Below are 25,052 nucleotides of genomic sequence, written 5' to 3'. Positions count from 1 at the left end.
ACCCCGTGCCGGGCACGGGGCCGGCCGGGGACTAGTCGGAGGAGGGCGCGCCGGCGGGGCGGCGTCGCGAGGCGTCGTCCGCGAGGATCACCGTGGCCACCATCAGGGCGACACAGAGGCTGAACAGCCAGGAGTCGTCGGTGGCGAACCTGGCGGCCACCGGTGCCTGGACGGCGGCGAGGAGGAAGCCGAGCCAGGCGAGGCGGCGTTGACGAAGGGTGAGGAACCCGGATGCCTGTTGCATTCCGAAAGTCTTGCGCGGCACCCGTCGATCGCCGTCACCCGATCGGTCGATTCTGGATGACCTGTCCGCCTTTACGGCCGCCCGTACCGCGAATTTTGTCGTTTCGGGGGTAGCGATCGCCGCAGGCGCTTGTTCCCCATGGACATGGTCGGACCGGCCCGTGGCGTGGCCGGCCGGGGGTGGGGCAGGATGGGCGGCCGTGTCCACCCCCGCCCCGCCCCGCGCCTCACTGCTCCTGCTCGCCTACCTCGCGTTCGTCAGTCTGGGCCTGCCAGACGGGCTGATCGGGGTCGGCTGGCCGTCCATCCGGGCGGACTTCGACGTGCCCACCGAGGCGGTCGGCCTGGTGCTCACGGCCGGCACCATGGGCTACCTCACCTCCAGCGTGCTGGCCGGGTTCACCCTGGCCCGCCTCGGCGTCGGTCGGCTGCTGGCCGGCAGCACCCTGCTGGCCAGCCTGGCCCTCACCGGCTACGCCACCAGCCCCGTCCTGGCCGTCATGGCGGCCTGCGCGCTGGTGCTCGGCCTCGGCTCCGGGGCGATCGACTCCGGGCTCAACGCGTACGCGGCCGGGGCGTTCGGGCCGCGCCACATGAACTGGATGCACGCGTTCTTCGGCCTCGGTGTGGCCATCGGCCCGCTGATCATGACCGGGGCGCTCGCCACCGGCCTCTCCTGGCGCTGGGGGTACGGCCTGGTCGCCGCCGCCCAGCTCGCCCTCGCCGCCGCGTTCGCCCTCACCGTGCGGGCGTGGCGGGACCGGGGGGCGGCGGGTGCGGGTGGGCCGGGATCACCCGACCCCGGGCCGCAGGAGGCCGCCGCCCCGGTCCGGGTACGCGAGACCCTGCGACTGCCGGCCGTCTGGCTGGGCTCGCTCGCCTTCGCGGTGTACGTCGCGATCGAGGTCGCCGCCGGGCTCTGGGCGTTCCTGCTGCTCACCGAGGGGCGAGGGCTGACCGCCGGGGTGGCCGGCGCCTGCGTCTCGGGCTACTGGGGGAGTTTGTTCGTGGGGCGGGTGGTCCAGGGCATCGGGTCCGAACGGCTCGGCGCCGCGAAGGTGCTGCGCGGGAGTCTGCTCGGCATGGCCGCGGGCGCCGCGCTGATCGCCCTGCCCGCCCCGGCCTGGGTGGCGGTGGCCGGCCTGCTGGTGCTGGGCTTCGCCGCCGCGCCGGTGTTCCCGCTGCTCATGCTCACCACCGCCGAGCGGGTCGGCGCCGCCCACGCCGACCGGACCATCGGGGTGCAGATCGCCGCCGCCGGGCTGGGTGGCGCGCTGGTGCCCACCGGGATCGGCGTGCTGGTCGGCAACACCTCGGTCCAGGCCCTCGGGCCCGCGCTGACGGTCCTCGCCGTGGTGCTGCTGGCCCTCGTCGCCGCCGCCTCCCGGCGGCGCTGACCGCCCCGCCGCCTCCCGGCGGCGCTGACCGCCCCGCCGCCTCCCGGCGGCGCTGACTGCCCCGCCGCCTCCCGGCGGCGCTGACTGCCCCGCCACCTCCCGGCGGCGCTGACCGCCCCGCCACCTCCCGGCGGCGCTGACCCGCCTCGCCACGGTGGCGCCGACCCGCCCGCCCGTCGTCGGGGCGGGGGCATCACATGTTGTCCGGGCCGGTCCGTCCCATGGTCGACGCCCGGTACGCCCGGTCGGCGTCCGTGCGCTCGCGCTCCCGCTCGGCCGGCGCCGCGCCGCGGTCCACCGCCTCCGGGCCGTGCCCGAAGGTGGCCTCCTCGCCGGCGTCGTTGGCCGTCACGTCGTCGGACTGCCCGTCGAGCGTCGACCGGGCGATCGCCCGGTCCAGGTCCTCCAGCGGGAGCCGTTCCTCGTCGCGCCACACGTGGCTGTCGTTGTCAGTCATGCTGTCGCGGTACCCGGGGTCGGTGATCGCAAACGGCCGCGCCGCCGCCGTACCCGGACACGGCGACGGCCGCCGGAAGCCGGCGGCCATCGTCAGCGCGTTCCCGGGGGATCAGGGCTGGGGGCGGTCGACGGCGCCCCGCCAGGCGCCGGTCTCCTGACCGCGCCGCTCGATGAACTGCTTGAACCGCTCCAGGTCGCCCTTGGCCCGGCGGTCGACGACGCCGAGCTTGTCGCCGGCCTGCTCCACCACGCCGTGCGGCTCGAACTCGAGCTGGAGGGTGACTCGGGTCTTGCCCTCGTCCAGGCGGTGGAAGGTCACCACGCCGGCCTGCTGGGTACCGCCGGTGGACCGCCAGGCGACCCGCTCGTCGGGCAGCTGCTCGGTGATCTCGGCGTCGAACTCGCGCTTGACCCCGGCGATCTCCACCGTCCAGTGGGTCTTCGTGTCGGAGACCTGCCGGACCTCCTGCACCCCCTCCATGAAGTGCGGGAACTCCTCGAACTGGGTCCACTGGTCGTACGCGGTCCGGATCGGGACGGACACGTCAACATGTTCGGTGACGCCACTCATCGACAATCCTCCTCAGTGCGCCGGTGTGTCGTCGGATCGTGGGCCGATCCGGTCACCAGCGCGTCGTCTCGTTCTTGTGCCCGAGGGCGGCCCACACCTCGGAGATCGTCTGGTAACGGGTGCCCGGCGGCAGGCCCTCCAGGGCGGCGACGATGTCGTCGGGCGCGTCGTTGTCGCGCGCGTTCGCGACCAACGTGTCCCGGTCGCCGGGCAGGGCGGTCATCGTGATGAACCGCCCGAGCCGGCTGCGCGCCTCCACGTCGGAGGAACTCATGCCCTGCGGGGAGCCGGTGCGCAGCTCGCCGGCCGGCGCCGTGGTCGGCTCCGGCTGGTCCTCGCCCGCGGGCTCGGGCTGCCGGGACTCGTCGACCCGCGAGCCACCGGTCCCCGGGCCCTGTACCAGGCCGTTGACCTCCTGGCTCATCTGCTCGTCGACCCTCGGGCTGTGCTTGCTGCTGCCACGTTCCAAACGTTCCATGTCTCTTGCGCTACCCGAGGGGGCCGCCGGTAAACCGAAGGGGACGCCCGGAAGGCGGCAGAAGGCGGCAAACAGTCACGAATCGGCCGGCGACCGGGGCTTTAGCACCGGCTCGCCCGGGTCGGGGTCGCCGGCCTGGATCTGCCGGCCCCGCTGCAGCTCGGCGTTCATCTGCACGCCGAGCATCAGCGCGCAGTTGGACAGGTAGAGCCAGACCAGGAACGCGATCACCGCGCCGAGGCTGCCGTAGGTGACGTCGTACGAGCCGAAGTTCGCCACGTACAGGCCGAAGCCGAAGGAGGCCAGCGCCCAGGAGACCAGGGCCACCGTCCCGCCCGGGGTGAGCCAGCGGAACCTCGGCTGGCGCACGTTCGGGGCGATCCAGAACAGCAGCGACAACAGCACCATCATCACCATGGCCAGCACCGGCCACTTCACGACGCTCCACACCGTCCGGGTCAGCCCGCCGGCGTTGATCAGGTCGCCCACCGCGTCGGTGACCGGGCCGCTGACGATCAGGCCGGTGGCCACCACGGCCAGCAGCACCAGCGTCACGGCGGCCAGGCCGATCTGCAACGGGCGCAGCCTCCAGACCGGCCGCCCCTCCTGTACCCCGTAGATGGCGTTGGAGGCCCGGGTGAACGCCCCGATGAACCCCGACGCCGACCAGAGCGCGCCGAGCAGACCGAAGCTGAGCAGCACCTTCGCGCCGCTCTGCTGGTCCACCACGCCCCGTACGACGCTGACGAAGCCGTCGTTGCCGACCACCGACCCGGCCCCCACCTCGCGGGCCAGGTCGATGACGGTGTCCACCGTCCGCTCGCCGTCGGAGACGAGCCCGACCAGGGCGACCACCACGATGGTGGACGGGAACAGCGCGAGCACCCCGTAGTAGGTGAGCGCGGCGGCCCAGTCCGCGCAGTTGTCCTTCACGAAGTTCCGACCGCTGCGCACCAGCACCCCGCGCCAGGTGTGCCAGCTCAGTTGGCGTACCCGTCGGGGGAGCCGCAGCGGCCCGCCGCGAGGAGCCGTGCCCGGTTCCGTCGTCGCTGTCATGACTGCCCCCTGCGCCCCGGCAACCCGGGTGCCGGCCACCCCGTCGCTCGCCTGGCCCCGCCGTTACCCAACCCCAAAACTCACCAAACCCGCCGCTCCCGCCCCTCCCGCTGTCCCCGGTGCGCGCACCTATGGCGCGCGCCGATGCCACACATTCCGTGAAAGTGCGCGCAGGGGAGGTGGGTGGGTGGGGTGGGGGAACGGTCCGTGGGTAGTCCGTGGGTAAGGAGTCGAGGCGGAGGAGGAATCACATGCCCGGGCGCGAGGTACTGCCCAGCACGCTGCGGCGCTCCCCGGACAAGGCGCAGCGCACCTGGGAGAAGACGCACGACTCGGCGGTGGAGACGTACGGCGAGGGGGAGCGGGCGCACCGCACCGCCTTCGCCGCCGTGAAGCACCAGTTCGAGAAGGTGGGCGACCACTGGGAGCCCAAGGGGCGCAAGGGACCCAGCGACCGTCAGGCGGCCGGCGGCGGCCCGGAGCGGCGGGCCCCCACAGCGGGCGGGGTGGACGCCAACGCCACCAAGGAGCACCTGATGGGGGTGGCCCGCAAGCTGGACGTCCCCGGCCGTTCCCGAATGACCAAGCCCGAACTGGTCAAGGCCATCGAGAAGGCCAACGACCGGCAGACCCGCAGGGCCCGCGGCGACTGACCCGCCGATCGCCCAGGGGCGCCGGGGGTACGACAGCCGCGAGGCGGCCGGACCACCCGGCGCCACTGCGTAGGGGGTCACTCACCAGTGGCCGCCGCCGGGGGCCTGTAGGTGGACGGCCTTGGTGGCGGTGAACTCGTCGAGGAGTTCCGGGCCGTAGCCGAAGCCCTGGCCGCTGGCGCGGCGCGGTTGGGCGGCGCCGCCCGGAGCGCCGCCGAAGACGGCGTTGACCTTGACCGTGCCGACGGGGAGTTCCCGCCAGGCCCGATGGGCGTGGCTCATCGACGCGGTGAGCACCGTGGCGGCCAGCCCGTACGGCGAGTCGGCGGCGCACCGCAGCGCCTCGCTGAACGAGTCCACCACGACCACCGGGGCGACCGGGCCGAACGTCTCCTCGCGGACCAGGGCCATGTCGTGCCGGCAGTCGGTGACCACGGTCGCCGGGTAGAACGCCCCCGGCCCGTCCGGCAGCGCGCCCCCGGTGCGCACCCGCGCCCCGTCGGCCACCGCCGCCGTCACCTGCCCGTGTACGTGGTCCCGGTGCCGCCGGTCGACCAGCGGCCCGAGTTCGGTCCCCGGGTCCCGCCCGGGTCCCGTCCGCAGCGCGTCGGCCCGCCGCACCAGGGCGTCGGCGAAGTCCTCGGCGACGTCGCGGTGCACGTAGATCCGCTCCACCGCGACGCAGATCTGCCCGGCGTTGGCGAACGACCCCAGCGCCGCCTGCTCCGCCGCCCAGATCGGGTCCACGCCGGCGTCGACGACGAGCGGGTCGCTGCCGCCGTTCTCCAGCAGCGCCTTGGCCCCGGTCCGGGCCGCCGCCGCGGCGATCGACCGGCCGGTGGCGGTGGAGCCGACGTGCGCCACCACGTCCACGTCGCCGGCGGCCAGCGCCGCGCCGACCTCGCCGCCCCCGGTGAGCAGCGACAGCACCCCGGGCGGCAGCGCGCCGTCCAGCGCCCTGGCCAGCAGCCACCCGGTCGCCGGGGTCCGCTCGCTCGGCTTGTACAGCACCACGTTGCCGGTCACCAGGGCCGCGCCGAGCAGCCCGCAGGCGACCGCAACCGGGTCGTTCCACGGGGTGATCGCCGCGACCACCCCGCGCGGCTGCGGCGTCATGAAGTCGATGGCGTCCGCGCCGCCGAGCAGGGTCCGACCCCCGCGCAGCGGGGCCAGCTCCGCGTACTGTCGCAGGGTGCCGACACCCGCCTCGACGCCGCCCCGGGCGTCCGCCAGGGGCTTGCCCATCTCGGCGGTGACCGCCGCGGCCAGTTCCTCCGTCGTGGCCTCGACCGCGTCCGCGGCCCGGTGCAGGGCAGCCGCCCGCTCGGCCGGGGCGGTCGCCGCCCAGTCGGCCGCCACGCCCCGCGCGGCCTCCACCGCCTTGCCGACCTCGTCCGTTGTCGCCACCGGCACGGTGCTGACCGGTGAGCCGTCGGCCGGGTCGCGTACGACCAACTCGCCGCCCGTGCCGCCCGCGCCCCACACTCCACCTATGAGCTGCGAAACCGTGTACATGCGGCGGTGGATGCCCCGGTCCCCCCGACGCAAACGCGTTTCACCCGGTAACCGGCCGGGTAGCCGGATCGGATGATCTCGACCGGGGTGCAGACGGCGGACGCCGTGGTCGTCGGCGCGGGCCACAACGGCCTGGTGGCCGCCAACCTGCTGGCCGACGCGGGCTGGGACGTGCTGGTGCTGGAGGCGACCGGCGCGCCCGGCGGGGCGGTGCGCTCGGCCGAGGTGACCGCCCCCGGCTACCTCAGCGACCTGTACAGCTCCTTCTACCCCCTCGGGTACGCGTCCCCGGTGCTGGCCGGCCTGGAGCTGGACCGGCACGGTTTGACCTGGACCCAAGCCCCCGACGTGCTGGCCCACCTGCTGCCCGACGGCCGGGCGGCGGTGCTGAACCGGGACCTCGACGCCACGGCGGCCTCGCTGGAGGCGTTCGCGCCCGGCGACGGCGAGCGGTGGCGCCGCTCGTACGCCGACTGGCTGGACGTCGCCGGGCCGATGCTGGAGGCCATCACCACCCCGTTCCCGCCCGTGCGTGGCGGGCTCGGCCTGCTGCGCCGGCTGAGGGTGGGTGGGGCGCTGCGGCTGGCCCGCCGCCTCGTCGTGCCGGTGCGCAAGCTCGGCGACGAGATGTTCGACGGCGAGGGCGGCACCCTGCTGCTGGCCGGGTGCGCCCTGCACACCGACCTGTCGCCGGAGGAGGCCGGCTCCGGCGTGTACGGCTGGCTGCTGGCCATGCTCGGCCAGCAGGTCGGCTGGCCGGTGCCGGTCGGCGGGGCACAGCGGATCACCGATGCGCTGGTGGACCGGCTCACCGCCCGGGGCGGCCGGATCCTCTACGACGCCCGGGTGGACCGGGTGCTCACCGCCCGGGGCCGGGCCATGGGGGTACGCACCGTCGGCGGCACCGCCTGGCGGGCCCGCCGCGCGGTGCTGGCCGACGTGCCCGCCCCCGCGCTCTACCTGGACCTGGTCGGTTCGGCGGCGCTGCCGCCCCGGCTGGTGGAGGACCTGGCGCACTTCCGGTGGGACGGGTCCACCCTGAAGGTCGACTGGGCGCTGTCCGGGCCGGTGCCGTGGGTCAACCCGACGGTGGCCACCGCCGGCACCGTGCACCTCGGCGCCGACCTCAACGGCCTGACCGGCTACGCGGCCGAGCTGTCCCGGGGCGAGATCCCCCGGGACCCGTTCCTGCTGCTCGGGCAGATGAGCGTCGCCGACCCGAGCCGCTCGCCGGCCAGGACCGAGTCGCTCTGGTCGTACACCCATCTGCCGTTCCGGCGGAACTGGCGGGCCGAGGACGTCGCCGCGCACGTGGACCGGATGGAGGAGGTGCTGGAGGCGGCCGCCCCCGGCTTCCGGGCCCGGATCGTCGGGCGGCACGTCGCCGGCCCGGCGGACCTGGAGCGGGGCGACCCGAGCCTGGTCGGCGGGGCGCTGGGCGGCGGCACCGCCGCGGCGTACCAGCAGCTCTTCCTGCGGCCGATCCCCGGCCTGGGCCGCGCGGACACCCCGGTGGACCGGCTGTACCTGGCCAGCTCCTCGGCGCATCCGGGCGGCGGGGTGCACGGCGCGCCGGGCGCGAACGCGGCCCGGGCGGCGCTGGCCCGCGACCGGGCCCTCACCGGCGGCCTCTACGCCGGGGTGATCGGCGCGGCTCACCGGGCGGTCTACCGCTGAACTCGCACGGTCCGCCGGAGCCCGCCGGCTCGTGGCCGAGCGGCGACAAGGTGGCGCGGGCCCGGGCGCTTCGGACGCCCGGGCGGCGGGCCGTCAGCGCTCGATGTTGCGGTGCCGGGTACGCAGCTTGAACGGCATCAGCGCGCTCTCGATCTTGGTGGCGGTGGTCATCTTCGAGTCGCCGTCGCGGCGCTCCTCGAAGCGGATCGGCACCTCCAGGATGGTGTGGCCGAGCTTCGTGGCCAGGTAGTGCATCTCCACCTGGAAGCTGTAGCCGTTCGACTGCACCCGCTCCAGGCCGATGTCGCGCAGCGCGTCGGCCCGCCAGATCTTGAAGCCCGCCGTGAGGTCGCGGATGCGCACCCTCAGCAGCGTGTGTACGTAGAGGTTGGCCCAACCGCTGAGCGCGCGGCGGTACAGCGGCCACGCCTCGTCGAGCTGGCCGCCGGGGACGTAGCGGGAGCCGATGACCACCCCCGCCCGGGTGGACAGCAGCGCACCGAGCATGCCGGGCAGCGCCTCCGGCGGATGGGACAGGTCGGCGTCCATCTGCGCCACGTACTCGGCGCCGCCGTCGAGCGCCCGGGTGATTCCGTCGACGTACGCCCGGCCGAGCCCTTCCTTGCCGGCCCGGTGCACCACCCGCACCCGGTCGGGGTGTTCGAGCGCCAGCTTGTCGGCCACATCGCCGGTGCCGTCCGGCGAGTTGTCGTCGGCGACCAGCACCGTCAGGCCCGGCAGCGGCAGCGCGAGGAGCCGCTCGACCAGGACTGGCAGGTTGCCCGCCTCGTTGTAGGTGGGGACCACGACGGTCAGGCGCGCGTCTCGCCACGGCTCGGGCAACAGCACGGGTTCGATCATGACGGACATCCTCGCTTTGCCGACAGGTTCACCAAGAGGGTATCCAGTTACCCATTCCCTGTCGTAAGGGCTCCCCGTCCGGCACGTGTGACGTGGTGTGTTTCCCGGTTGGGCGGCCGGTCACCGGTCCGACTTCTGCCGGGTCGAGATGTCGGCGAGGCGGCGCAGCGTCTCCTTGTTGCGCTGGTGCAGCACCAGGTCGTTGAGCTTGTTCCGGATCCAGCGCAGCGGGCCGGCGGCGAAGTCCTCGCCGATGCGGACCCGGGTGGCGTGCTCGCCGACCGGTTCCAGGGTGAACACCACGATCGCCTCGCCGGCCGGCCACAGCCCGGCCCTGAGCACCAGCTTGCGCGGCGGCTCGTGGACCAGCACGGTGGAGACGTCCTGGAGGGAGAACGGCCACGGCCCGGCCTTGTGGTGCAGCCGGGCGCCGACCCGGGGCCAGGCGTCGTCGACGTCGCGCACGTGCACCGTGCCGACCACCCAGTCGCTGTACGTCCAGCCGTCCGCGAGGACGTCGAAGACCCGCTGTGGGGATGCTCCGATCACTTTCTCCACAATCGCCACTGCGCTCCCATACCCGGCTCCGGGCGGGGCTAACGACCCGGTGGGTCAGCTTCTCCGGTGCGGCGGGTACCGCCGCGGCGGTGGTAGCGCGCCGAGGTCGACGTTTACTCCTCGGGGCGCAGGGAACCCGCCGCCCGTGCGACGGGACCAGTTGGAGCCGGATCGGCGCAGGTCAGCCCGGGTGGACCCGGGTGCTGACCGCGGTCGGCCCGGCGGTGTCCTGTTCGACGCTGTGCTGTTGGACCGGGACGGGACGTTGGTCGAGGACGTGCCGTACAACGGGGAGCCGGAGAAGGTACGGCCGATGCCGGGGGCGCGGGAGGCCCTCGACCGGTTGCGGGCGGCGGGGCTGCGGCTGGGGGTGGTGACGAACCAGTCGGGCCTGGCCCGGGGGTGTTTCACCGCCGGGCAGATGGGTCGGGTGCACGCGCGGATCGAGGAGCTGCTGGGGCCGTTCGACACCTGGCGGGTGTGCCCGCACGACGACGGGGCCGGGTGTGGGTGCCGTAAGCCCGCGCCGGGGCTGGTACGCGCCGCCGCCGCCGATCTGGGCACGACTCCGGGGCGGTGCGTGGTGGTGGGGGACATCGGTCGGGACATGACCGCCGCCCTCGCGGCCGGCGCGTCCGGGGTGTTGGTGCCGACGCCGATGACCCGGGCCGAGGAGGTCGCCGCCGCCCCGCACATCGCCCCGACGCTGCCGGCCGCGGTGGAGGAGATCCTGCGCCGGCAGGCTGCCGTCGTTCCCGCCGTGCCGCGTACGGCGGGAACGGTGTTGGTGGTGCGGTCGGACTCGGCGGGGGACGTGCTGGTGACCGGGCCGGGGGTCCGGGCGGTGGCGGCGCACGCGCGGCGGGTGGTGCTGTTGTGCGGCCCCCGGGGGCGGGCGGCGGCGGGGTTGCTGCCGGGGGTGGACGAGGTCGTCGAGTGGCCCCTGGAATGGATCGACCCGAACCCGGCCCCGGTCGACCCGCAGCGGACCGGTCGGCTGGTGCGGCGGCTGGCGGCGGTGGGGGCGGACGAGGCGGTGATCTTCACCAGCTTCCACCAGTCGCCGCTGCCGCTGGCCCTGCTGCTGCGCCTGGCCGGGGTGCCCCGGATCGCCGCGATCAGCGACGACTACCCGGGGAGCCTGTTGGATGTGCGCCACCGGGTCCCGTCGGGGGTGCCGGAGCCGGAGCGGGCCCTGTCGTTGGCCGCCGCCGCCGGTCACGCCCTGCCCGCCGACGACGAACCCCGACTGCGCCTGCGCCGGGACGCGGTGCCGGCCGCGCCGTCGCAGCTCGGCCCGCCCGGGTACGTGGTCGTGCACCCCGGCTCGTCGGCCTCGGCCCGGGCCTGCCCGCCGGAGTTGGCCGCCCGGATCGTCCGGGTGCTCGCCGACGCCGGTCACCGGGTGGTGGTCACCGGCGGGCCCGGCGAGCGGGGACTGACCGCCCGGGTCGCCGCCGCCGGGGGCACCGACCTCGGCGGACGTACCGGACTCGCCGAACTGGCCGGGGTCATCGCCGACGCCGGCGCCCTCGTCGTCGGCAACACCGGCCCCGCCCACCTCGCCGCCGCGCTCGGCATCCCCGTGGTCAGCCTGTTCGCCCCGACCGTCCCGTTCGGGCAGTGGGGGCCCTACCGGGTGCCGACCGTCCGACTCGGCGACGCCGACGCCCCCTGCCGTGACACCCGCTCGACGGGCTGCCCGGTCGCCGGGCACCCCTGCCTCGCCGGGGTCGACCCGGCAGCGGTCCTCGACGCGGTCCGGCTCCTCGGCGTGCCCACGGCGGGGGCCGCCCGCGCCGCCGCCACGGCCGGAGCCGGCGGCGTGGCCGGCGCCGACGCCACGGCGGGCGGGTCGCCGGCGTTCGCCGTGCCGGCCGGTGGCGGGAGCGGCCGATGAACGTCCTGGTCTGGCACGTGCACGGCTCCTGGGCCACGTCCTTCGTGCACGGCCGGCACCGCTACCTGGTACCGGTCACCCCCGACCGGGGCCCCTACGGCCTCGGCCGGGCCCGCACCTACCCGTGGCCCGCCGGGGCCGTCGAGGTCACCCCGGCCGAGCTGCGCCGGGCCGAGGTGGACGTGGTGGTCCTCCAGCGCCCCGAGGAGTTCGACCTGGCCTCGGAGTGGCTCGGCCGCCGGGTCGGCCGGGACGTGCCGGCCGTCTACGTCGAGCACAACACCCCCAAGGGGGACGTGCCCAACACCCGTCACCCGATGGCCGACCGCGACGACCTGCTGCTCGTCCACGTCACCGGATTCAACCAGCTCTTCTGGGACAACGGCGGCACCCGCAGCACCGTCGTCGAGCACGGCATCGTCGCCCCGGACGTCGAGTGGACCGGCGAACTCGACCGGCTCGCCGTCGTCATCAACGAGCCGGTACGCCGCTGGCGGGTCACCGGCACCGACCTGCTGCCCCGGTTCGCCGCCCTCGCCCCGCTGGACGTCTTCGGCATGGGGGTCGCCGGGCTGGCCGACCGGCTGGGGCTGCCCGCCGACCGGGTCACCAGCCACGACGACGTGCCGCAGGACCGGATGCACGCCGAGCTGGCCCGGCGGCGGGCGTACCTGCACCTGTGCCGGTGGACCTCGCTCGGGCTCAGCCTGATCGAGGCGATGAGCATCGGCATGCCGGTCGTCGCGCTGGCCACCACCGAGGCGGTGGTGGCGGTGCCGCCGGAGGCCGGCGCGCTCTCCACCCGCGTCGACGACCTGCTGGCGGCGACCCGTCGGTTCCTCGACGACCCGCCGGCCGCCCGCCGGGCGGGCGCGGCGGCCCGGCGGGCCGCCCGGGACCGCTACGGCCTGGACCGTTTCCTCGCTGACTGGGACCGGCTGCTGGAGGAGGAAGTATGCGCATCGCGATGATCTCGGAGCACGCCAGCCCGCTCGCCGTCCTCGGCGGCGAGGACGCCGGCGGCCAGAACACGCATGTCGCGGAGCTCTCCGCCGCGCTCGCGGCCGCCGGTCACGACGTGCGGGTGTACACCCGTCGGGACGCGGTGGACCTGCCGGTGACGGTCCGCAGCCCGGACGGGTACGACGTGGTGCACGTGCCGGCCGGTCCGGCCGAGCCGGTCGCCAAGGACGCGCTGCTGCCACACATGCGGGCGTTCGGTCGTCGGCTGGTCGACTGGTGGCGCCCCGGGGACTGGACGCCCGAGGTGATCCACGCCCACTTCTGGATGAGCGGCCTGGCCGCGCTGGCCGCCGGCCGGCAGACCGGGGTGCCGGTGGTGCAGACGTACCACGCCCTCGGCGCGGTGAAGCGCCGCCACCAGGGCGTCCAGGACACCAGCCCGCCCCGTCGGATCGCCCACGAGCGGGAACTGGGCCGGGCCGTCGACCGGGTGGTCGCCCAGTGCCAGGACGAGGTCGGCGAGCTGGTCCGGCTCGGGGTGCCCCGGTCCCGGATCACCGTCGTCCCGTCCGGGGTCAACCTCGGGACGTTCACGCCGCTCGGACCGGCCGTCGAGCGGGACCCGGGGCGGGCCCGCCTGCTCACCGTGGGCCGCCTGGTGGAGCGCAAGGGCTTCCAGGACGTGATCCGCGCGATGCCGCTGGTGCCGGACGCCGAGTGCGTGGTGGTGGGCGGCCCGCCGGAGGGGCTGCTGGAGACCGACCCGCACGCCCGGCGGCTGCGGGCCCTCGCGGAGTCCAGCGGGGTGGCCGACCGGGTGACGCTGGTCGGGGCGGTGCCCCGCGAGGAGATGAGCCGCTGGTACCGCTCCGCCGACGTGCTGGTGGCCGCCCCCTGGTACGAGCCGTTCGGGCTGACCCCGTTGGAGGCGATGGCGTGCGGGGTGCCCGTGGTCGGCACGGCCGTCGGCGGGCTGACCGACACCGTGCTCCACGGGGTGACCGGCGACCTGGTGCCGGCCCGGGACCCGCGCGCGCTGGGCGTCACGATCCGGCGGCTGCTCGACGACCGGATCCGCCGGTTCTCCTACGCCGGGGCGGCCCGTGACCGGGCCCGGCGCAGCTACTCCTGGGCGGCCACGGCCGAGCGGCTCACCGACGTGTACGGCCAGGTGGCGGCGGTGCGTCGGCCCACCCGGGTGGTCGCCTGATGGCCGCCGCGCCGCCCGGTCCCGCCGGCCAGCCCGGTCCCGCCGGCCCGGCCGCCCCTTCGGTGCTCGACGGGCACCTGGCCAACCTGGCCGCGGCCCTGCTGCCGTACCGCAGGTCGGAGGAGGTGCTGGCCCGGTGGGGCGGGGAACTGGCGCACCGGCTCGCCGCCGGCGGCCGGTTGCTGGTGGCCGGCAACGGCGGCAGCGCCGCAGAGGCCCAACACCTCACCGCCGAACTCGTCGGCAAGCTCCGCGACGACCGGCAACCCCTCTCCGCCATCGCCCTGCACGCGGAGACCTCCGCCCTCACCGCCATCGCCAACGACTACGGCTACGACCACACCTTCGCCCGTCAGGTCCGTGCCCACGGCCGGCGGGACGACATCCTCCTGCTCATGTCCACCAGCGGCGCCAGCGCCAACCTCCTCGCCGCGGCCCGCGCCGCCATCGAGGCCGGCCTGCGCTGCTGGGCCCTCACCGGTCCCACCCCCAACCCCCTCGCCGACGCCTGCCACGACGCCATCGCCATCGACTCGCCGGACAGCCAGGTGGTCCAGGAGCTGCATCTGGTCTCCGTCCATGTGCTCTGCGAGTACGTCGACCGGGTGCTCCCCGCAGCCCTCGCGGCGGCGGGCGAGCGTGGCCCGGGCGGCGTGGTGCCGGCGGTGGGCGTGGCCGGCGGGCCGGACCGGCCGGTGCGTGCCGGGGTCGAGGTGGTGCTGGACGGCGAGGCCGGCCGGCAGGTCGAGGCGGGCTGAGGAGGCGAGCTGATGGCGGGACCTGTGGTGGTGGTCGGTGACATCCTGCTCGACCGGGACGTCGAGGGGGTGGTGAACCGGCTCTGTCCGGACTCCCCGGTGCCGGTGCTCGACGAGTCGACGGCCGTGGACCGGCCCGGCGGCGCCGGCCTGGCGGCGGTCTTCGCCGCCGGGTTGGGCGCCGAGGTGGCCCTGGTGACCGCCCTCGCCGACGACGAGGGCGGGGCCCGGCTGAGCACGCTGCTCGCCGCCGCCGGGGTGCAGGTGTACGCGCTGCCGCTGCGCGGCGCCACCCCGGAGAAGATCCGGCTGCACGCCCGGGGGCGGGTGCTGCTGCGGCACGACCGGGGCGGCCCGGCCGGGGAGCCCGGCGAGCCGAGCGAGGCCGCCCTGCGGCTGCTCGCCTCCGCGTCCGCCGTGCTGGTCAGCGACTACGGCCGGGGGGTGGCCCGGCAACCGGCCCTGCGCTGCGCGCTCGCGGCGACCCGCGCGCCCGTGGTGTGGGACCCGCACCCCCGGGGCCCGGCGGCGGTGCCGGGGGTGCACCTGGCCACCCCGAACGAGTCGGAGGTGCGCGAGCTGGTGAAGACCGGACCGGGCGCGTCCCGGCTGGCCACCGCGTCCCGGGGCGCGCAGGAGCTGCGCCGGCGCTGGCGGGCCGGCGCGGTCACCGTCACCCTGGGCGGCGACGGGGCGCTGCTCTGCCACGCCGGGTCGACGCCGCTGGTGGTGCCCGCCCCGGCCAGCGCCGAGGGGGACACCTGCGGTGCGGGCGACCGGTTCGCCGCGACCGCCAGCATCGCCCTGTCCCGGGGCGCGCTGGTCTCCGAGGCGGTGCAGGCGGCGGTCACCGAGGCGTCGGCGTACGTCGCGGCCGGGGGAGTGGCCACGGCCCTGCCGCCACCGGCCCGGACGGTCCCGGCGACCGGGTCCCGCCTCGGCGGCGGCGACCGGGTCGGGGTGGGCGCCGCCGCCGCGGTGGTCGCGGCGGTCCGCGCGGCCGGCGGCACGGTCGTCGCCACCGGCGGGTGCTTCGACCTGCTGCACGCCGGGCACGTGGCCACCCTGGAGGCGGCCCGCCGGCTCGGTGACTGCCTGGTCGTCTGCCTCAACTCCGACGCCGGCGTGACGGGGCTGAAGGGGCCGGACCGGCCGGTGGTGCCGCAGGGCGACCGTGGCCGGCTGCTGGCGGCGCTGGGCTGCGTCGACGCGGTGCTGGTCTTCGACGAGCCCACCCCGCAGGCGGCCCTGACCTGGCTGCGCCCCGACATCTGGGTCAAGGGCGGCGACTACGCCACCGGTGGCGGCGAGCCGGGGCTGCCCGAGGCGGAGCTGTTGAGCCGTTGGGGCGGGCACACGGTGGTCGTGCCGTACCTCGACGGGCGCTCCACCACCGACATGATCGCCGCCGCCCGCGCCGGTGGCGGGACGCCCGGGTCCGGCGACCGGGTGCCCGGGCCGCCGCCGGGCGTGGCGGTGGGCGTGGACGTCGCGGCGGCGAAGGGGGCACGATGACCGGCAACGCTGTGGGGACGGGGCCGACCGTCCTGGTGACGGGCGGGTCGAGCGGGTTGGGGGCGGCCGTGGTGACGGCCGTGGCCCGGGCCGGCGGCCGGCCGCTGGTGCTGGACCGCAACGCCCCGGCCGACGGGGTGCCGTGGATCGAGTGCGACCTGGCCGACACCCGCGCCGCCGAGGCGGCCACCCGGCGGCTCGCCGAGCGCTCCGGGGGCCTCGACGCCGTCGTCACCGCCGCCGGCATCGACGTGCCCGGCCGGCTCGCCGACGTGCCCGGGGAGACCTGGGACCGGATCATCGCCGTCGACCTGCTCGCCACCGCCGCGGTGATCCGGGCGGCCCTGCCCTGGCTGGAGGAGTCGCGGGGCAACGTCGTCACGGTCGCCTCCACCCTCGGCGTGAAGGCCGTCAGCGACGCCACCGCGTACTGCGCCGCGAAGTTCGGCGTGGTCGGCTTCACCCGCGCCCTCGCCGCCGAGCTGGCCGGGGCGGTCGGCGTCACCCTGCTCGTCCCCGGCGGGATGCGCACCGCCTTCTTCGACGAGCGGGACGCGCAGTACCGACCCGGCCCGGACGCCAACCTGAACGAACCCGCCGACACCGCCGCCGCCGTCATGTTCGCCCTGTCCCAACCGCCCGGCAGCGCCGTCCGCGAGCTGGTGGTCTGCGCCGAGCGGGAGTCGTCGTACCCGTGATCCTCGTGCTCCGGGCGCTCGGCGTCGGCGACCTCGCCACCGGGGTGCCGGCGCTGCGTGCCCTGCGCGCCGCGTACCCCGACCGGGAGCTGGCCCTGGCCGCCCCGCGCTGGCTGGCTCCCCTGGTCGACCTGGTCGGCGGCGTCGACCGCCTGGTGCCGGCGGACGGCCTGGGGAACCTGGGGTGGTCCGGGCCGCCGCCGGAGCTGGCGGTCAACCTGCACGGCCGTGGCCCCCGGTCGCACCGTGTGCTGGCCGCCACCCGCCCCGGCCGGCTGCTCGCCTTCGCCAGTCCCGACGCCTGCCACGCCGACGGCCCCGACTGGCGGGCCGACGAGCACGAGGTCAACCGGTGGTGCCGCCTGCTCGGCTGGTACGGCCTCCACGCCGATCGCGCCGACCTCGCCCTGTGCCGTCCCGCGCCCGGCGGCGTGCCGACCGGGACGACGGTGGTGCACCCCGGCAGCAAGGTCGCGGCCAAGCGCTGGCCGGCCCGGCGGTTCGCGGCGCTGGCCCGGGAGTTGACCGGCCGGGGACACCGGGTGGTGGTCACCGGCTCGGCGGGTGAGCGGGAGCTGGCCGGGTGGGTGGCGTACCACGGGGGGCTCGCACCGGACGCGGTGCTCGCCGGCCGCACGGACCTCGGCGACCTCGCCGCCCTCGTCGCCCACGCCCGGCTGGTGGTCAGCGGGGACACCGGCGTCGCCCACCTCGCCACCGGGTACGGCACCGCGTCGGTGGTGCTCTTCGGCCCCGTCGCGCCGGCGCGGTGGGGGCCGCCGCCGGACCGCCCGTGGCATCGGGTGCTCTGGCACGGCGACGGTGGCCCGCGCGACCGGCCCGCCGTCCGGTCTTCCGGAGCGCGGGGCGATTGGACGGTGTTCGATGGGGTAACAACCGATTCGACACTGGCGGCCGTCTGCCTCGACGAGGTGCTGGCGGCCGTGGACGACGCGGAACGGGCGGTGCGGATCTCCGGTGCGGTTACGGCGTAGCGATCCGGGCAGGCCGGGATACGGCCGCCGGCGAAGCGGCAGGGGCTGGACCTTCCTCGACCCCAGGGGCGAGCCGGTCCGCGAGCCCGGCGAGCTGCCCCGGCTGCGGGACCTGGTGATCCCGCCGGCCTGGCGGGAGGTGTGGATCTCGCCGCACCACAACGGGCACATCCAGGCCACCGGGATCGACGCCGCCGGCCGCAAGCAGTACCTCTACCACCCGCAGTGGCGGCGCAACCGGGACGAGGCGAAGTTCGACCACGTGCTGGAGGTCGCCCACCGGCTCCCGGTGCTGCGCGAGCGGGTGGAGCGCGACCTGTCCGGCCACGGGCTGAACCGGGACCGGGTGCTCGCCACGGTCGCCCGCCTGCTCGACATGGGAATGTTCCGGGTCGGCAGCGACCAGTACGCGGTCGGCGACGACGCCACTTTCGGCGTCTCCACCCTGCGCCCGGAGCACGCCCGCAGCCGGCGGGGCTGCGTGGTGTTCGAGTTCCCCGCCAAGGGCGGCATCGACCAGGTGCGGCGGATCGAGGACCCGGAGCTGTGCCGGGTGCTGATTAACCTGCGCCGCCGGCGGCGCAGGGCCGAGCGGCTGTTCGGCTACTGGGACGGCCGGGACTGGCGGGACGTGCGCAGCGACGAGGTCAACGAGTACCTGCGCGCCGCCAGCGGCGGTGAGATGACCGCGAAGGACTTCCGCACCTGGCACGCCACCGTGCTGGCGGCCACCGAGCTGGCCACCCGCGGGCCGGCCCGTTCCGTCACGGCCCGCAGGCGGGCGGTGGCGGCGGTGATGCGCGAGGTCGCCGAGCTGCTCGGCAACACCGCGACCGTGGCCCGTACCTCCTACGTGGACCCCCGGGTGGTCGACCTGTTCCACGACGGGGTGGTCGCCCCGGTGGAACCGGGCACGCCCCGGGCGGAGGCGGAGCGACGGGTGCTGGAACTGCTGGAGGACGCCTGACCGGCCCCGTCGACGGTCCTGGGGGAGAGCGACGGGGCCGGTGGACCGACGCACGGGGATCGTCGCGTCGCGCGGCTGGGGACGCGGACGGACGGCACCGGGCGGTCGCCCGCGACGGTGGGTCGCGGACGCCTCGCCACGGCCCCCCGTTACGTGTGGGCCGCCGCAGCGGTGGTCCCGCTCGCCGGCCCGCCCCAGTATCGGTGGGCGGCGGCGGAACCGAGTTGACAGTGGACGCCGGGAGGTTGACGATCCGTGCCGTTGCGGGCGGTGCGTCCGGGTAAGCGCCCCGGCGGGTGGTACGGGTCACTCCGGCGGTGCGGCACCGGCCGTGGGCCGGTCGGGCCGGCCCGTCTCCTGCCACCGGCTCTCCCGGAAGGCGCGCGGGCTGGTGCCGTACGCGGCGCGGAAGGCGCGGCTGAAGTGGGTCTTGTCGCGGAAGCCCCAACGCGCCCCGATGGCCTGGACGGTCTGGTCGCGCAGGAGCGGGTCCGCGAGGTCGCGGCGGCAGCGTTCGAGGCGGCGTCGGCGGATGACGCCGCTGACGGATTCGTCCTGGTCGGCGAAGAGGCGGTGCAGGGTGCGCAGGGCGACGTGGTGGGCGTCGGCGACGGACTGGGGGGACAGGTCCGGGTCGCCGAGATGGCGCTCGACGAAGTCGCGTACCTGGGTGAGCAGGACCTGTTGGCGCATCTCGGTGGGGAGGGCGGCCTCGGCGTCGAGGTGGCGGGCGAGCAGCAGGGAGACCAGGGTGAGGGTGACGTCGGCGAGGTGTGGGGCGTCGGTGGCGCGGAACTGCTCGGGATGACGGGTGATCCTGTGCAGGTGCTGGGCGAGCAGCGCGCCGGGCCCCTGCGTGCCCGAGATCCGCACCGCCGAGAGCCGGTCGACCTTGTCCGCGTCCAGCGGCAGCAGCGCCCTGGAGATGACCACGGTGGCCGAGGCGGCGTCCTCCCGGCCGTGTTGCCGGCTGGCGTGCATGATGTCGTGCGGCCGGCCCCAGTCGATGAGCGCGAAGTCACCGCTGCCCATCGCGGTGTCCCGGCGCCGGGCGCTGATCGCGCTGGTGCCGGCGACCGTCAGCGGGATCTGGTAGACCTCCGGGTCGGCCTGGCGGATCAGTCGGGCGGTCCGCCGCCCGATCAGGGACTGGTAGCGGAACCGGGTCAGCTGGATCCCACCGCCCAGGTCGACCAGCCGGGCGCGGCCCCGGAAGTCGGCCGCGTGGTCGCTGGCGAACGCGATCGGCGCGGAGACCCGTGCCGACATGTCGACCCAGAAGGGCCACCGCTCGGCCGGCGGCAGCGTCGCCGTGTCCACCGTCTCGGCCCGCAGCGTGCCCATCACCGACCTCCCCGTGTGGTGCCCGTGCCGGGCGACGCGGCCGGCCGCCTCTCACCGTCGGTCGGCGCGTCCATCGCCCACCTCCCCGTCCGTGGCAGGGCTCCATTGTCGACACAAAGAGCGGCCGGGCCGCCACCGGAGCCCCACGACGGTTCGTTCCGTTCACGTGCCGACTGGCCCGGCCGCCGTACCTCGCTACCGAACCGCGGCTCTGCCGCGGCTCCGCGAGGAGGGGCAAGATCCACGCACTTTCACGGAAAGAGTGGTCATTTCGCGTCCGGAGGCCACTCTTTCCGTGAAACTGCGGGAGGCCGACACACGGCGGTGCTGGGGCGGTGAGGCGCGGTGCTCGACCGGCAACCGCCCCCACCCGCCGCGCCCGACGCCTTCATGCCAGGCGACCGCCACTCCACCGCCACCACCCGGGCCAACTCGGCCGTCGTGGGCCCGAAGCTGGCCCCGTGGCGGTCCTGGCCCTCGCCGATCCGCTCGGCGATCTCGGCCGCCTGGTCGATCAGCTCTCCCACGCTGAGTACATCACCGCACGCGGCTGCGGATCGCCGGGAGCCACCGCCGATCGGGTAACCGATCGTGGCGAGGTAGCGGCAAACTCGGCAAGCCACGCGTGGAGCGACAACGCCCGTCACGCACCGGGGAAGCCGGTCGGCGGCAGAAGGAGGGCGTTGAGCCGGGCGGCTTGGCGCGTCAGGTGGTCCCGTTCGGCGAGGTTGGGTGCCTTCTGGGCTGCCTCGGCGTACAGGCGTGCCGCCGTCGCCAGGTCGCCGTCGCGCTCGTGGAGGTGCGCGGCCACCGCGGCGTGGCGGGGCAGTGACTCGTTGAGCGCCGCGAGCGCCGCCAGGCCGGCGCGCGGTCCGTCGGCCTGGCCGACGGCCACCGCGCGGTTGAGCCGGACGACCGGGCTGTCGGTCAGGCGCGCGAGCTCGTCGTACCACTCGACGATCTGCACCCAGTCGGTCTCCTCGGCGGTGGGCGCGTCAGCGTGGAGTGCCGCGATGGCGGCCTGGGCCTGGAAATCGCCCAGCCGGTCGCGGGCGAGGGCCGCCTGGAGGATCTCGACGCCCTCGGCGATCGACTTGGTGTCCCACCGGCGGCGGTCCTGCTCGGCGAGCGGCACCAGGCTGCAGTCGGGTGCGGTCCGGGCGGCGCGCCGGGCGTGGTGGAGCAGCATGAGGGCGAGCAGCCCCGCCACCTCGGGGTGGTCGAACGCGGCCGCGAGTTGCCGGGTGAGCCGGATGGCCTCGGCGGCGAGGTCGACGTCGCCGGAGTAACCCTCGTTGAAGACCAGGTAGAGGACGCGCAGCACGGTGGCGACGCCGCCGGGCTGGTCCAGCCGCACGCCGGAGACGGTGCGCTTGGCCCGGCTGATGCGCTGCGCCATGGTCGCCTCGGGCACCAGGTACGCCTGGGCGATCTGGCGGGTGGTCAGCCCGCCGACGGCGCGCAGCGTGAGCGCGACCGCGGACGACGGCGTCAGCGACGGGTGGGCACACAGGAAGTAGAGCTGGAGCGTGTCGTCCACCGTGGGCCCGGGCCCGGGCGCCGGCTCCTCGTCGACGAGGTCCTCACGCCGGCGGCGGGCGGCGTCCGCGCGGGTCGCGTCGAGGAACCGGCGCCAGGCCACGGTGACCAGCCAGCCCTTCGGGTCCCGAGGCGGGTCCGCCGGCCAGACGCGTACCGCCTCGACCAGCGCGTCCTGCACGGCGTCCTCGGCCGCCGCGAAGTCGGCTCCGCGGCGGACGAGGATTCCGAGCACGTTCGGCGTGAGGCTCCGGAGCAGGACCTCGAACACCTGCGAGGTCACTCCGTGATGGTGGGCGGCGCGGTCAGGAACGGGCGCACCTCGAGCCACTCGTGGATCGGCTTCCCGCCCGCCCCGGGGGCGGCCGACAGGTCACCGGCCAGCTCGACGGCGCGCTCGTAGCTGTCGACGTCGATCACCATCCAGCCGGCGATGAGGTCCTTGGTCTCGGCGAACGGGCCGTCGGTGACCGGCGGGCGGCCCTCGCCGTCGTACCGGACGAACGTCCCCTCGGGGGCGAGTGCCTGACCGTCTACGAACTCGCCGGTCTTCTCGAGCCGGGCCGCGAAGTCGTTCATGTACTGCATGTGGGCCGAGATCTCCTCCGGCGTCCACCGGTCCATGGGCACGTCGTTGACCGCAGCCGGGGCGCCACGGTAGTGCTTGAGCAGCAAATATTTGGCCATCGTGTTTCTCCTCGGTGCTGGTGCGACCCATTTTGGTCGTGTTCACCTCGGGGACGAAGCCAGTCCCGGAATCTCGACATCGCCGTCCGGATTCTTTCGGTTCCGTAGGTGAACCTGTCGGGGAAGCCTCTGGCACCGGTGGGGCGTCGGCCATGGCGGTGATCGTCTGTTCGAGGTGGCCCGGGGTGCAGGCGGTGGCGCGCCAGGTGTCGAGCGGGTCAGTGGCTGCTCCACATGGCGTGCGCGATGCCTACGGCCAGCCACATGTCGCCTGGCGGAACTTCAGCTGCACGCTCGACTTCGGCGTGACCAGTCTCTGCGCGGCTGGCGGGCGAGGTCCGGTACGTGGGCATGGACGACGAGGCCGCCGTCCTCTCGGGGGGTGATGGTCAGTATGCCGTTGTGGCGTTCGATTATGCGCTTCATGATGGCCAGGCCCAGCCCGTAGCCCGGGTTCTGCTCTTGTGCGAGCCGAGTGGTTTTGCCGTGGTTGAAGGGTGCGGTGAGATCGTCGATCGTGTCGGGATCGATGGACTCCCCGGTGTTTGAGATGGTGATGTCGATGCCGCCGGCGTGGGCCAGGGTTCGGATGTTGACCTGACCTTTGTCGATGTTGTGTCGCACGGCGTTGATGATGGCATTGCGAAGGAACTGTTCGATCAGCGTCTTGTCAGCGGTGAGCGGCCTGTCCGTTGTTTCGACGGTGATGTCCAGGCCGCGGGTGACGATCAGCCCGTCGAGGTCGGTCAGGGCTTCGCGGATTGCCGCAGCCAAGTCGACCGGCTCTGGTTTCCCCAGCCGGGAAGTCTCGGCGCGGGCGAGATCCAGAAGGGCGTTGAGGATGGTCTCGCTGCGCTTGGTCGCGGTGAGCGCGCGGGTGACGGCAGGTTCGAGTTGGGTTGGGACCCGTCCCTGTTCGAGGGGGATTTCGAGGGCCGTGCGGGCCGTGGCGACCGGGGTACGGAGTTCATGGGATGCGTTGGCGATGAACTCGCGTTGCCGGGCGAAGGAATCTTCGAGCCGGTCGAGCATCTGGTCGATCGTGTCGCCGAGTTCCTTGATCTCGTCGGTCGGGCCGGGCAGGTTCAGTCGTGCGTCGAGTTGGTGTTGGGTGATGGAACGGGCGGATGAGGTGATGTCGGCGATCCGGGTGAGGGCGGCGCGGGAGAGCCTGGATGCGGCGAAAGCAGCGAAGACGGCGAAGACGGCGAGGATTCCCAGGCACCACCACACAAGGCCGGCGAGTATGTCGTCGCGAAGCGTGATCTGGGTCCGATCAATAACTCCTTGGATTCCCCCCGTTGGCAGCTCGCCGGGGTACGTGACGGAACCCGGTTCGAGTAGCGGGTCGCCGCTCTGCCAAGCAACCACTGTGCCGTCGGTGCCGATGAACTCATTGACCCCGCCGTGCTGAGCGGTGTCGAACAGGTGAGCCACAGCGATATAGACGACGGCGAGCAGGACGATTCCGGCGGTGAGAAACGCTGCGGTGAAGGTCACCGTGAGTCGGGTGCGGAAGCTGTGCAGGCGGGGCGTCCGGCGACTCATGACGGGGCCTCGATTCGATAACCGCGTCCATGCTCAGCGACAATCAGGTCCGGTGTGCCGAGCTTACGGCGGAGGGCGTAGACGACCATCTTCACGGCGGCGCGTTCGGTGTCGTAGTCCTCGTCCCAGGCATGGTCGATGAGCTGCCGATAGGTCACGAGACCTCCGTTTGCCACCACAAGGGCTTCGAGTACCGCATACTCCTTGGTGCTGAGGCGCACCGGTATTCCACGCCGGGTCACCTTCTGCCCAGCAGTGTCCACGATGAGGTCCGCAACGCTGCGGGAGGTGTCGCCGGGGTCGAGCCGGCGGGCGAGGGCGTTGATGCGGGCGGTCAGCTCACGGTAGGCGAAGGGTTTCGTCAGGTAGTCGTCCGCCCCGAGGTCCAGGCCTTCGACGCGGTCGTCAAGTCCGGCGGCGGCGGTCAGCATGAGAATGCGTACGGGGTGGCGCATGGCCGACAGGGTCCGGCAGACGGTGTCACCGTCGAGGATGGGCAGGTTGCGGTCCAGCACCATCACCTCCGGATCGCTGAGCTGAATCCGGCTGAGCGCGGTCGCGCCGTCGTGAGCGACGTCGACCGTGTACCCATCGGCGCGTAGCCCCTCGGCCAGGCTCGTGGCGAGGTCGATCTCGTCTTCCACGATCAGCACTCTCATCACCCCATTGTCCGGCCGGACGGTAAGGAAACGGTCAGGAACGCGCTGACCGTTCGCTGACCGCCGACCGTCTAGAACTTCTCCTGACCGATCCCGCGACACCGGGATGCAACCCGTCAGTGAGGACGAACCATGTTCAGCAACGACCACCGGCCAGCCATGACGAGGCTGTTCGTCGTGGGCGCCGCGCTTGCCGCGGCTCTCACCCTTGCCGGCTGCACGTCCACGCCCGAGGTGCCTTCCGCCGGCGACGTACCCGTGGGTAAGGGTGATGCGAAGGCGGCGGCGGAAGCGTACGCGGACTGTTTGCGCGCCGAAGGGGTGCAGAACGTGATGGTCGGACCGGACGGCTATGTCGGACCCGGTATCTCGATTGATTCCGCTCAGGGAAACAGCAGCCCCGGCGCGGTCAAGTTTGACGCGGCAGCGGCCGAACTCTCCGCGGCCGCCGAGAAGGTCTGCCGTGCGAAGGTGCCCCAGTACGAGCCGCCACGGAACGGCGACGGGACCGATCCGGCCCTGGCGGAGGCGTCTCGTGCGTTCGCGAAGTGCGCCAGGGAGAACGGCATCGCGTCCTTTCCGGACCCGGAAGGCGCGTCCGCGGAGATGGCAGTGCCGGCCGGGACGACGAAGGAACAGTTCTTCGCCATGTTCGCGGCATGCAAGAGGACGATCGTGCCGGCCGGCGACAAGAAGGGTACGTTCGTTGCCCCGAACTTCACGGGCGCGTTCGACGCAGCCTGGAGCGAGGAACTGTACTCCCGCATCATCGATGGCGCGAACTCCTAGGCGGGGCGAGCA

Annotated in this window: 24 protein-coding genes and 1 pseudogene; 12 read left to right on the top strand and 13 right to left on the bottom strand. The window is 74.4% G+C overall.

Annotated features, from left to right (window positions below; genetic code table 11):
- Positions 1-31: 31 nt before the first annotated feature.
- Positions 32-244 (bottom strand): hypothetical protein, encoded by a 213-nt coding sequence (locus ACH4T9_RS25975; protein ID WP_396673952.1) that lies wholly within the window; start codon positions 242-244, stop codon positions 32-34.
- 199 nt (positions 245-443) lie between these two features.
- Between ACH4T9_RS25975 and ACH4T9_RS25970 the strand changes: the two genes are divergently transcribed.
- On the top strand, positions 444-1,640 hold the full coding sequence (locus ACH4T9_RS25970; protein WP_396673951.1) for an MFS transporter: 1,197 nt from the start codon (positions 444-446) through the stop codon (positions 1,638-1,640).
- A 193-nt stretch (positions 1,641-1,833) separates the two neighbouring features.
- Here ACH4T9_RS25970 and ACH4T9_RS25965 read toward each other — a convergent pair whose 3' ends face one another.
- The 4 genes from ACH4T9_RS25965 to ACH4T9_RS25950 form a co-directional block, all read right to left on the bottom strand.
- Complete coding sequence (locus tag ACH4T9_RS25965) at positions 1,834-2,097, bottom strand: hypothetical protein (RefSeq protein WP_396673950.1); 264 nt, start codon at positions 2,095-2,097, stop codon at positions 1,834-1,836.
- A gap of 111 nt (positions 2,098-2,208) precedes the next feature.
- Positions 2,209-2,670 carry an SRPBCC family protein gene (locus ACH4T9_RS25960; protein WP_350882248.1) on the bottom strand — a complete coding sequence of 154 codons (462 nt, stop codon included), beginning with the start codon at positions 2,668-2,670 and terminating at the stop codon, positions 2,209-2,211.
- A gap of 52 nt (positions 2,671-2,722) precedes the next feature.
- A complete protein-coding gene (locus ACH4T9_RS25955) occupies positions 2,723-3,139 on the bottom strand; it encodes a DUF2795 domain-containing protein (protein WP_396674069.1) in 417 nt (138 codons plus the stop codon).
- A gap of 84 nt (positions 3,140-3,223) precedes the next feature.
- Complete coding sequence (locus tag ACH4T9_RS25950) at positions 3,224-4,204, bottom strand: YihY/virulence factor BrkB family protein (protein ID WP_396673949.1); 981 nt, start codon at positions 4,202-4,204, stop codon at positions 3,224-3,226.
- Positions 4,205-4,455: 251 nt separating this feature from the next.
- On the opposite strand from ACH4T9_RS25950, the gene ACH4T9_RS25945 reads away from it, so the two are divergent.
- On the top strand, positions 4,456-4,857 hold the full coding sequence (locus ACH4T9_RS25945) for a ChaB family protein (protein WP_396673948.1): 402 nt from the start codon (positions 4,456-4,458) through the stop codon (positions 4,855-4,857).
- Positions 4,858-4,938: 81 nt separating this feature from the next.
- Here the strand turns inward: ACH4T9_RS25945 and ACH4T9_RS25940 are convergent, their stop codons facing one another.
- The gene (locus tag ACH4T9_RS25940) at positions 4,939-6,372 is read right to left on the bottom strand and encodes an aldehyde dehydrogenase family protein (protein WP_396673947.1); all 1,434 of its coding nucleotides are present in this window, start codon (positions 6,370-6,372) and stop codon (positions 4,939-4,941) included.
- 72 nt (positions 6,373-6,444) lie between these two features.
- Between ACH4T9_RS25940 and ACH4T9_RS25935 the strand changes: the two genes are divergently transcribed.
- The gene (locus ACH4T9_RS25935) at positions 6,445-8,049 is read left to right on the top strand and encodes a phytoene desaturase family protein (RefSeq protein WP_396673946.1); all 1,605 of its coding nucleotides are present in this window, start codon (positions 6,445-6,447) and stop codon (positions 8,047-8,049) included.
- 93 nt (positions 8,050-8,142) lie between these two features.
- On the opposite strand, the gene ACH4T9_RS25930 is transcribed toward ACH4T9_RS25935, so the two are convergent.
- Together ACH4T9_RS25930 and ACH4T9_RS25925 are read right to left on the bottom strand one after the other, a co-directional pair.
- Positions 8,143-8,910 (bottom strand): polyprenol monophosphomannose synthase, encoded by a 768-nt coding sequence (locus ACH4T9_RS25930; protein WP_350882260.1) that lies wholly within the window; start codon positions 8,908-8,910, stop codon positions 8,143-8,145.
- A 120-nt stretch (positions 8,911-9,030) separates the two neighbouring features.
- A complete protein-coding gene (locus ACH4T9_RS25925) occupies positions 9,031-9,459 on the bottom strand; it encodes an SRPBCC family protein (protein WP_396673945.1) in 429 nt (142 codons plus the stop codon).
- Between the two features lie 154 nt (positions 9,460-9,613).
- Here ACH4T9_RS25925 and ACH4T9_RS25920 point away from each other — a divergent pair.
- The 8 genes and pseudogenes from ACH4T9_RS25920 to ACH4T9_RS25885 form a co-directional block, all read left to right on the top strand.
- Positions 9,614-11,284, top strand: a pseudogene (locus ACH4T9_RS25920) (HAD-IIIA family hydrolase); the annotation flags it as partial.
- An 80-nt stretch (positions 11,285-11,364) separates the two neighbouring features.
- Entirely contained in the window at positions 11,365-12,339 is a 975-nt protein-coding gene (locus tag ACH4T9_RS25915; protein ID WP_396673944.1) for a glycosyltransferase, read from the top strand.
- The gene (locus ACH4T9_RS25910) at positions 12,324-13,541 is read left to right on the top strand and encodes a glycosyltransferase (RefSeq protein ID WP_396673943.1); all 1,218 of its coding nucleotides are present in this window, start codon (positions 12,324-12,326) and stop codon (positions 13,539-13,541) included. Before ACH4T9_RS25915 ends, ACH4T9_RS25910 begins: the two co-directional genes overlap by 16 nt.
- Complete coding sequence (locus tag ACH4T9_RS25905) at positions 13,541-14,299, top strand: SIS domain-containing protein (RefSeq protein ID WP_396673942.1); 759 nt, start codon at positions 13,541-13,543, stop codon at positions 14,297-14,299. The genes ACH4T9_RS25910 and ACH4T9_RS25905 overlap by 1 nt, the downstream gene beginning before the upstream one ends.
- Before the next feature lie 12 nt (positions 14,300-14,311).
- Complete coding sequence (locus tag ACH4T9_RS25900) at positions 14,312-15,814, top strand: PfkB family carbohydrate kinase (protein ID WP_396673941.1); 1,503 nt, start codon at positions 14,312-14,314, stop codon at positions 15,812-15,814.
- A gap of 11 nt (positions 15,815-15,825) precedes the next feature.
- The gene (locus ACH4T9_RS25895; RefSeq protein ID WP_396674068.1) at positions 15,826-16,512 is read left to right on the top strand and encodes an SDR family oxidoreductase; all 687 of its coding nucleotides are present in this window, start codon (positions 15,826-15,828) and stop codon (positions 16,510-16,512) included.
- The gene (locus tag ACH4T9_RS25890; RefSeq protein WP_396673940.1) at positions 16,509-17,507 is read left to right on the top strand and encodes a glycosyltransferase family 9 protein; all 999 of its coding nucleotides are present in this window, start codon (positions 16,509-16,511) and stop codon (positions 17,505-17,507) included. The genes ACH4T9_RS25895 and ACH4T9_RS25890 overlap by 4 nt, the downstream gene beginning before the upstream one ends.
- Positions 17,491-18,474, top strand: a complete 984-nt coding sequence (locus ACH4T9_RS25885; RefSeq protein ID WP_396673939.1) for a DNA topoisomerase IB — start codon at positions 17,491-17,493, stop codon at positions 18,472-18,474. The genes ACH4T9_RS25890 and ACH4T9_RS25885 overlap by 17 nt, the downstream gene beginning before the upstream one ends.
- Before the next feature lie 306 nt (positions 18,475-18,780).
- Here ACH4T9_RS25885 and ACH4T9_RS25880 read toward each other — a convergent pair whose 3' ends face one another.
- From ACH4T9_RS25880 to ACH4T9_RS25860, 5 genes are all read right to left on the bottom strand, one after another.
- Entirely contained in the window at positions 18,781-19,818 is a 1,038-nt protein-coding gene (locus ACH4T9_RS25880) for a helix-turn-helix domain-containing protein (RefSeq protein WP_396673938.1), read from the bottom strand.
- Positions 19,819-20,461: 643 nt separating this feature from the next.
- Positions 20,462-21,628 (bottom strand): RNA polymerase sigma factor, encoded by a 1,167-nt coding sequence (locus tag ACH4T9_RS25875; protein WP_396674067.1) that lies wholly within the window; start codon positions 21,626-21,628, stop codon positions 20,462-20,464.
- A gap of 8 nt (positions 21,629-21,636) precedes the next feature.
- Positions 21,637-22,044 (bottom strand): YciI family protein, encoded by a 408-nt coding sequence (locus ACH4T9_RS25870; protein ID WP_396673937.1) that lies wholly within the window; start codon positions 22,042-22,044, stop codon positions 21,637-21,639.
- A 282-nt stretch (positions 22,045-22,326) separates the two neighbouring features.
- Positions 22,327-23,544 (bottom strand): sensor histidine kinase, encoded by a 1,218-nt coding sequence (locus ACH4T9_RS25865; RefSeq protein ID WP_396673936.1) that lies wholly within the window; start codon positions 23,542-23,544, stop codon positions 22,327-22,329.
- A 44-nt stretch (positions 23,545-23,588) separates the two neighbouring features.
- Positions 23,589-24,251, bottom strand: a complete 663-nt coding sequence (locus ACH4T9_RS25860; RefSeq protein WP_396673935.1) for a response regulator transcription factor — start codon at positions 24,249-24,251, stop codon at positions 23,589-23,591.
- Between the two features lie 132 nt (positions 24,252-24,383).
- Between ACH4T9_RS25860 and ACH4T9_RS25855 the strand changes: the two genes are divergently transcribed.
- Positions 24,384-25,040, top strand: a complete 657-nt coding sequence (locus ACH4T9_RS25855) for a hypothetical protein (protein WP_396673934.1) — start codon at positions 24,384-24,386, stop codon at positions 25,038-25,040.
- Positions 25,041-25,052: the final 12 nt, after the last annotated feature.

The sequence above is a fragment of the Micromonospora sp. NPDC020750 genome (genome assembly GCF_044334565.1).
GTDB lineage: Bacteria > Actinomycetota > Actinomycetes > Mycobacteriales > Micromonosporaceae > Micromonospora.
The sequence above is the reverse complement of the archived record's forward strand: the minus strand, read 5'-3'. Positions and strand labels throughout refer to the sequence as shown.

What these genes read in the sequence shown, in the direction of transcription:
- ACH4T9_RS25975 (WP_396673952.1), bottom strand. Translation starts at nt 244, where the DNA reads ATGCAACAGGCATCCGGGTTCCTCACCCTTCGTCAACGCCGCCTCGCC.
- ACH4T9_RS25965 (WP_396673950.1), bottom strand. Translation starts at nt 2,097, where the DNA reads ATGACTGACAACGACAGCCACGTGTGGCGCGACGAGGAACGGCTCCCG.
- ACH4T9_RS25960 (WP_350882248.1), bottom strand. Translation starts at nt 2,670, where the DNA reads ATGAGTGGCGTCACCGAACATGTTGACGTGTCCGTCCCGATCCGGACC.
- ACH4T9_RS25950 (WP_396673949.1), bottom strand. Translation starts at nt 4,204, where the DNA reads ATGACAGCGACGACGGAACCGGGCACGGCTCCTCGCGGCGGGCCGCTG.
- ACH4T9_RS25945 (WP_396673948.1), top strand. Translation starts at nt 4,456, where the DNA reads ATGCCCGGGCGCGAGGTACTGCCCAGCACGCTGCGGCGCTCCCCGGAC.
- ACH4T9_RS25940 (WP_396673947.1), bottom strand. Translation starts at nt 6,372, where the DNA reads ATGTACACGGTTTCGCAGCTCATAGGTGGAGTGTGGGGCGCGGGCGGC.
- ACH4T9_RS25935 (WP_396673946.1), top strand. Translation starts at nt 6,445, where the DNA reads ATGATCTCGACCGGGGTGCAGACGGCGGACGCCGTGGTCGTCGGCGCG.
- ACH4T9_RS25930 (WP_350882260.1), bottom strand. Translation starts at nt 8,910, where the DNA reads ATGATCGAACCCGTGCTGTTGCCCGAGCCGTGGCGAGACGCGCGCCTG.
- ACH4T9_RS25915 (WP_396673944.1), top strand. Translation starts at nt 11,365, where the DNA reads ATGAACGTCCTGGTCTGGCACGTGCACGGCTCCTGGGCCACGTCCTTC.
- ACH4T9_RS25910 (WP_396673943.1), top strand. Translation starts at nt 12,324, where the DNA reads ATGCGCATCGCGATGATCTCGGAGCACGCCAGCCCGCTCGCCGTCCTC.
- ACH4T9_RS25905 (WP_396673942.1), top strand. Translation starts at nt 13,541, where the DNA reads ATGGCCGCCGCGCCGCCCGGTCCCGCCGGCCAGCCCGGTCCCGCCGGC.
- ACH4T9_RS25900 (WP_396673941.1), top strand. Translation starts at nt 14,312, where the DNA reads ATGGCGGGACCTGTGGTGGTGGTCGGTGACATCCTGCTCGACCGGGAC.
- ACH4T9_RS25880 (WP_396673938.1), bottom strand. Translation starts at nt 19,818, where the DNA reads ATGGGCACGCTGCGGGCCGAGACGGTGGACACGGCGACGCTGCCGCCG.
- ACH4T9_RS25870 (WP_396673937.1), bottom strand. Translation starts at nt 22,044, where the DNA reads ATGGCCAAATATTTGCTGCTCAAGCACTACCGTGGCGCCCCGGCTGCG.
- ACH4T9_RS25860 (WP_396673935.1), bottom strand. Translation starts at nt 24,251, where the DNA reads ATGAGAGTGCTGATCGTGGAAGACGAGATCGACCTCGCCACGAGCCTG.
- ACH4T9_RS25855 (WP_396673934.1), top strand. Translation starts at nt 24,384, where the DNA reads ATGTTCAGCAACGACCACCGGCCAGCCATGACGAGGCTGTTCGTCGTG.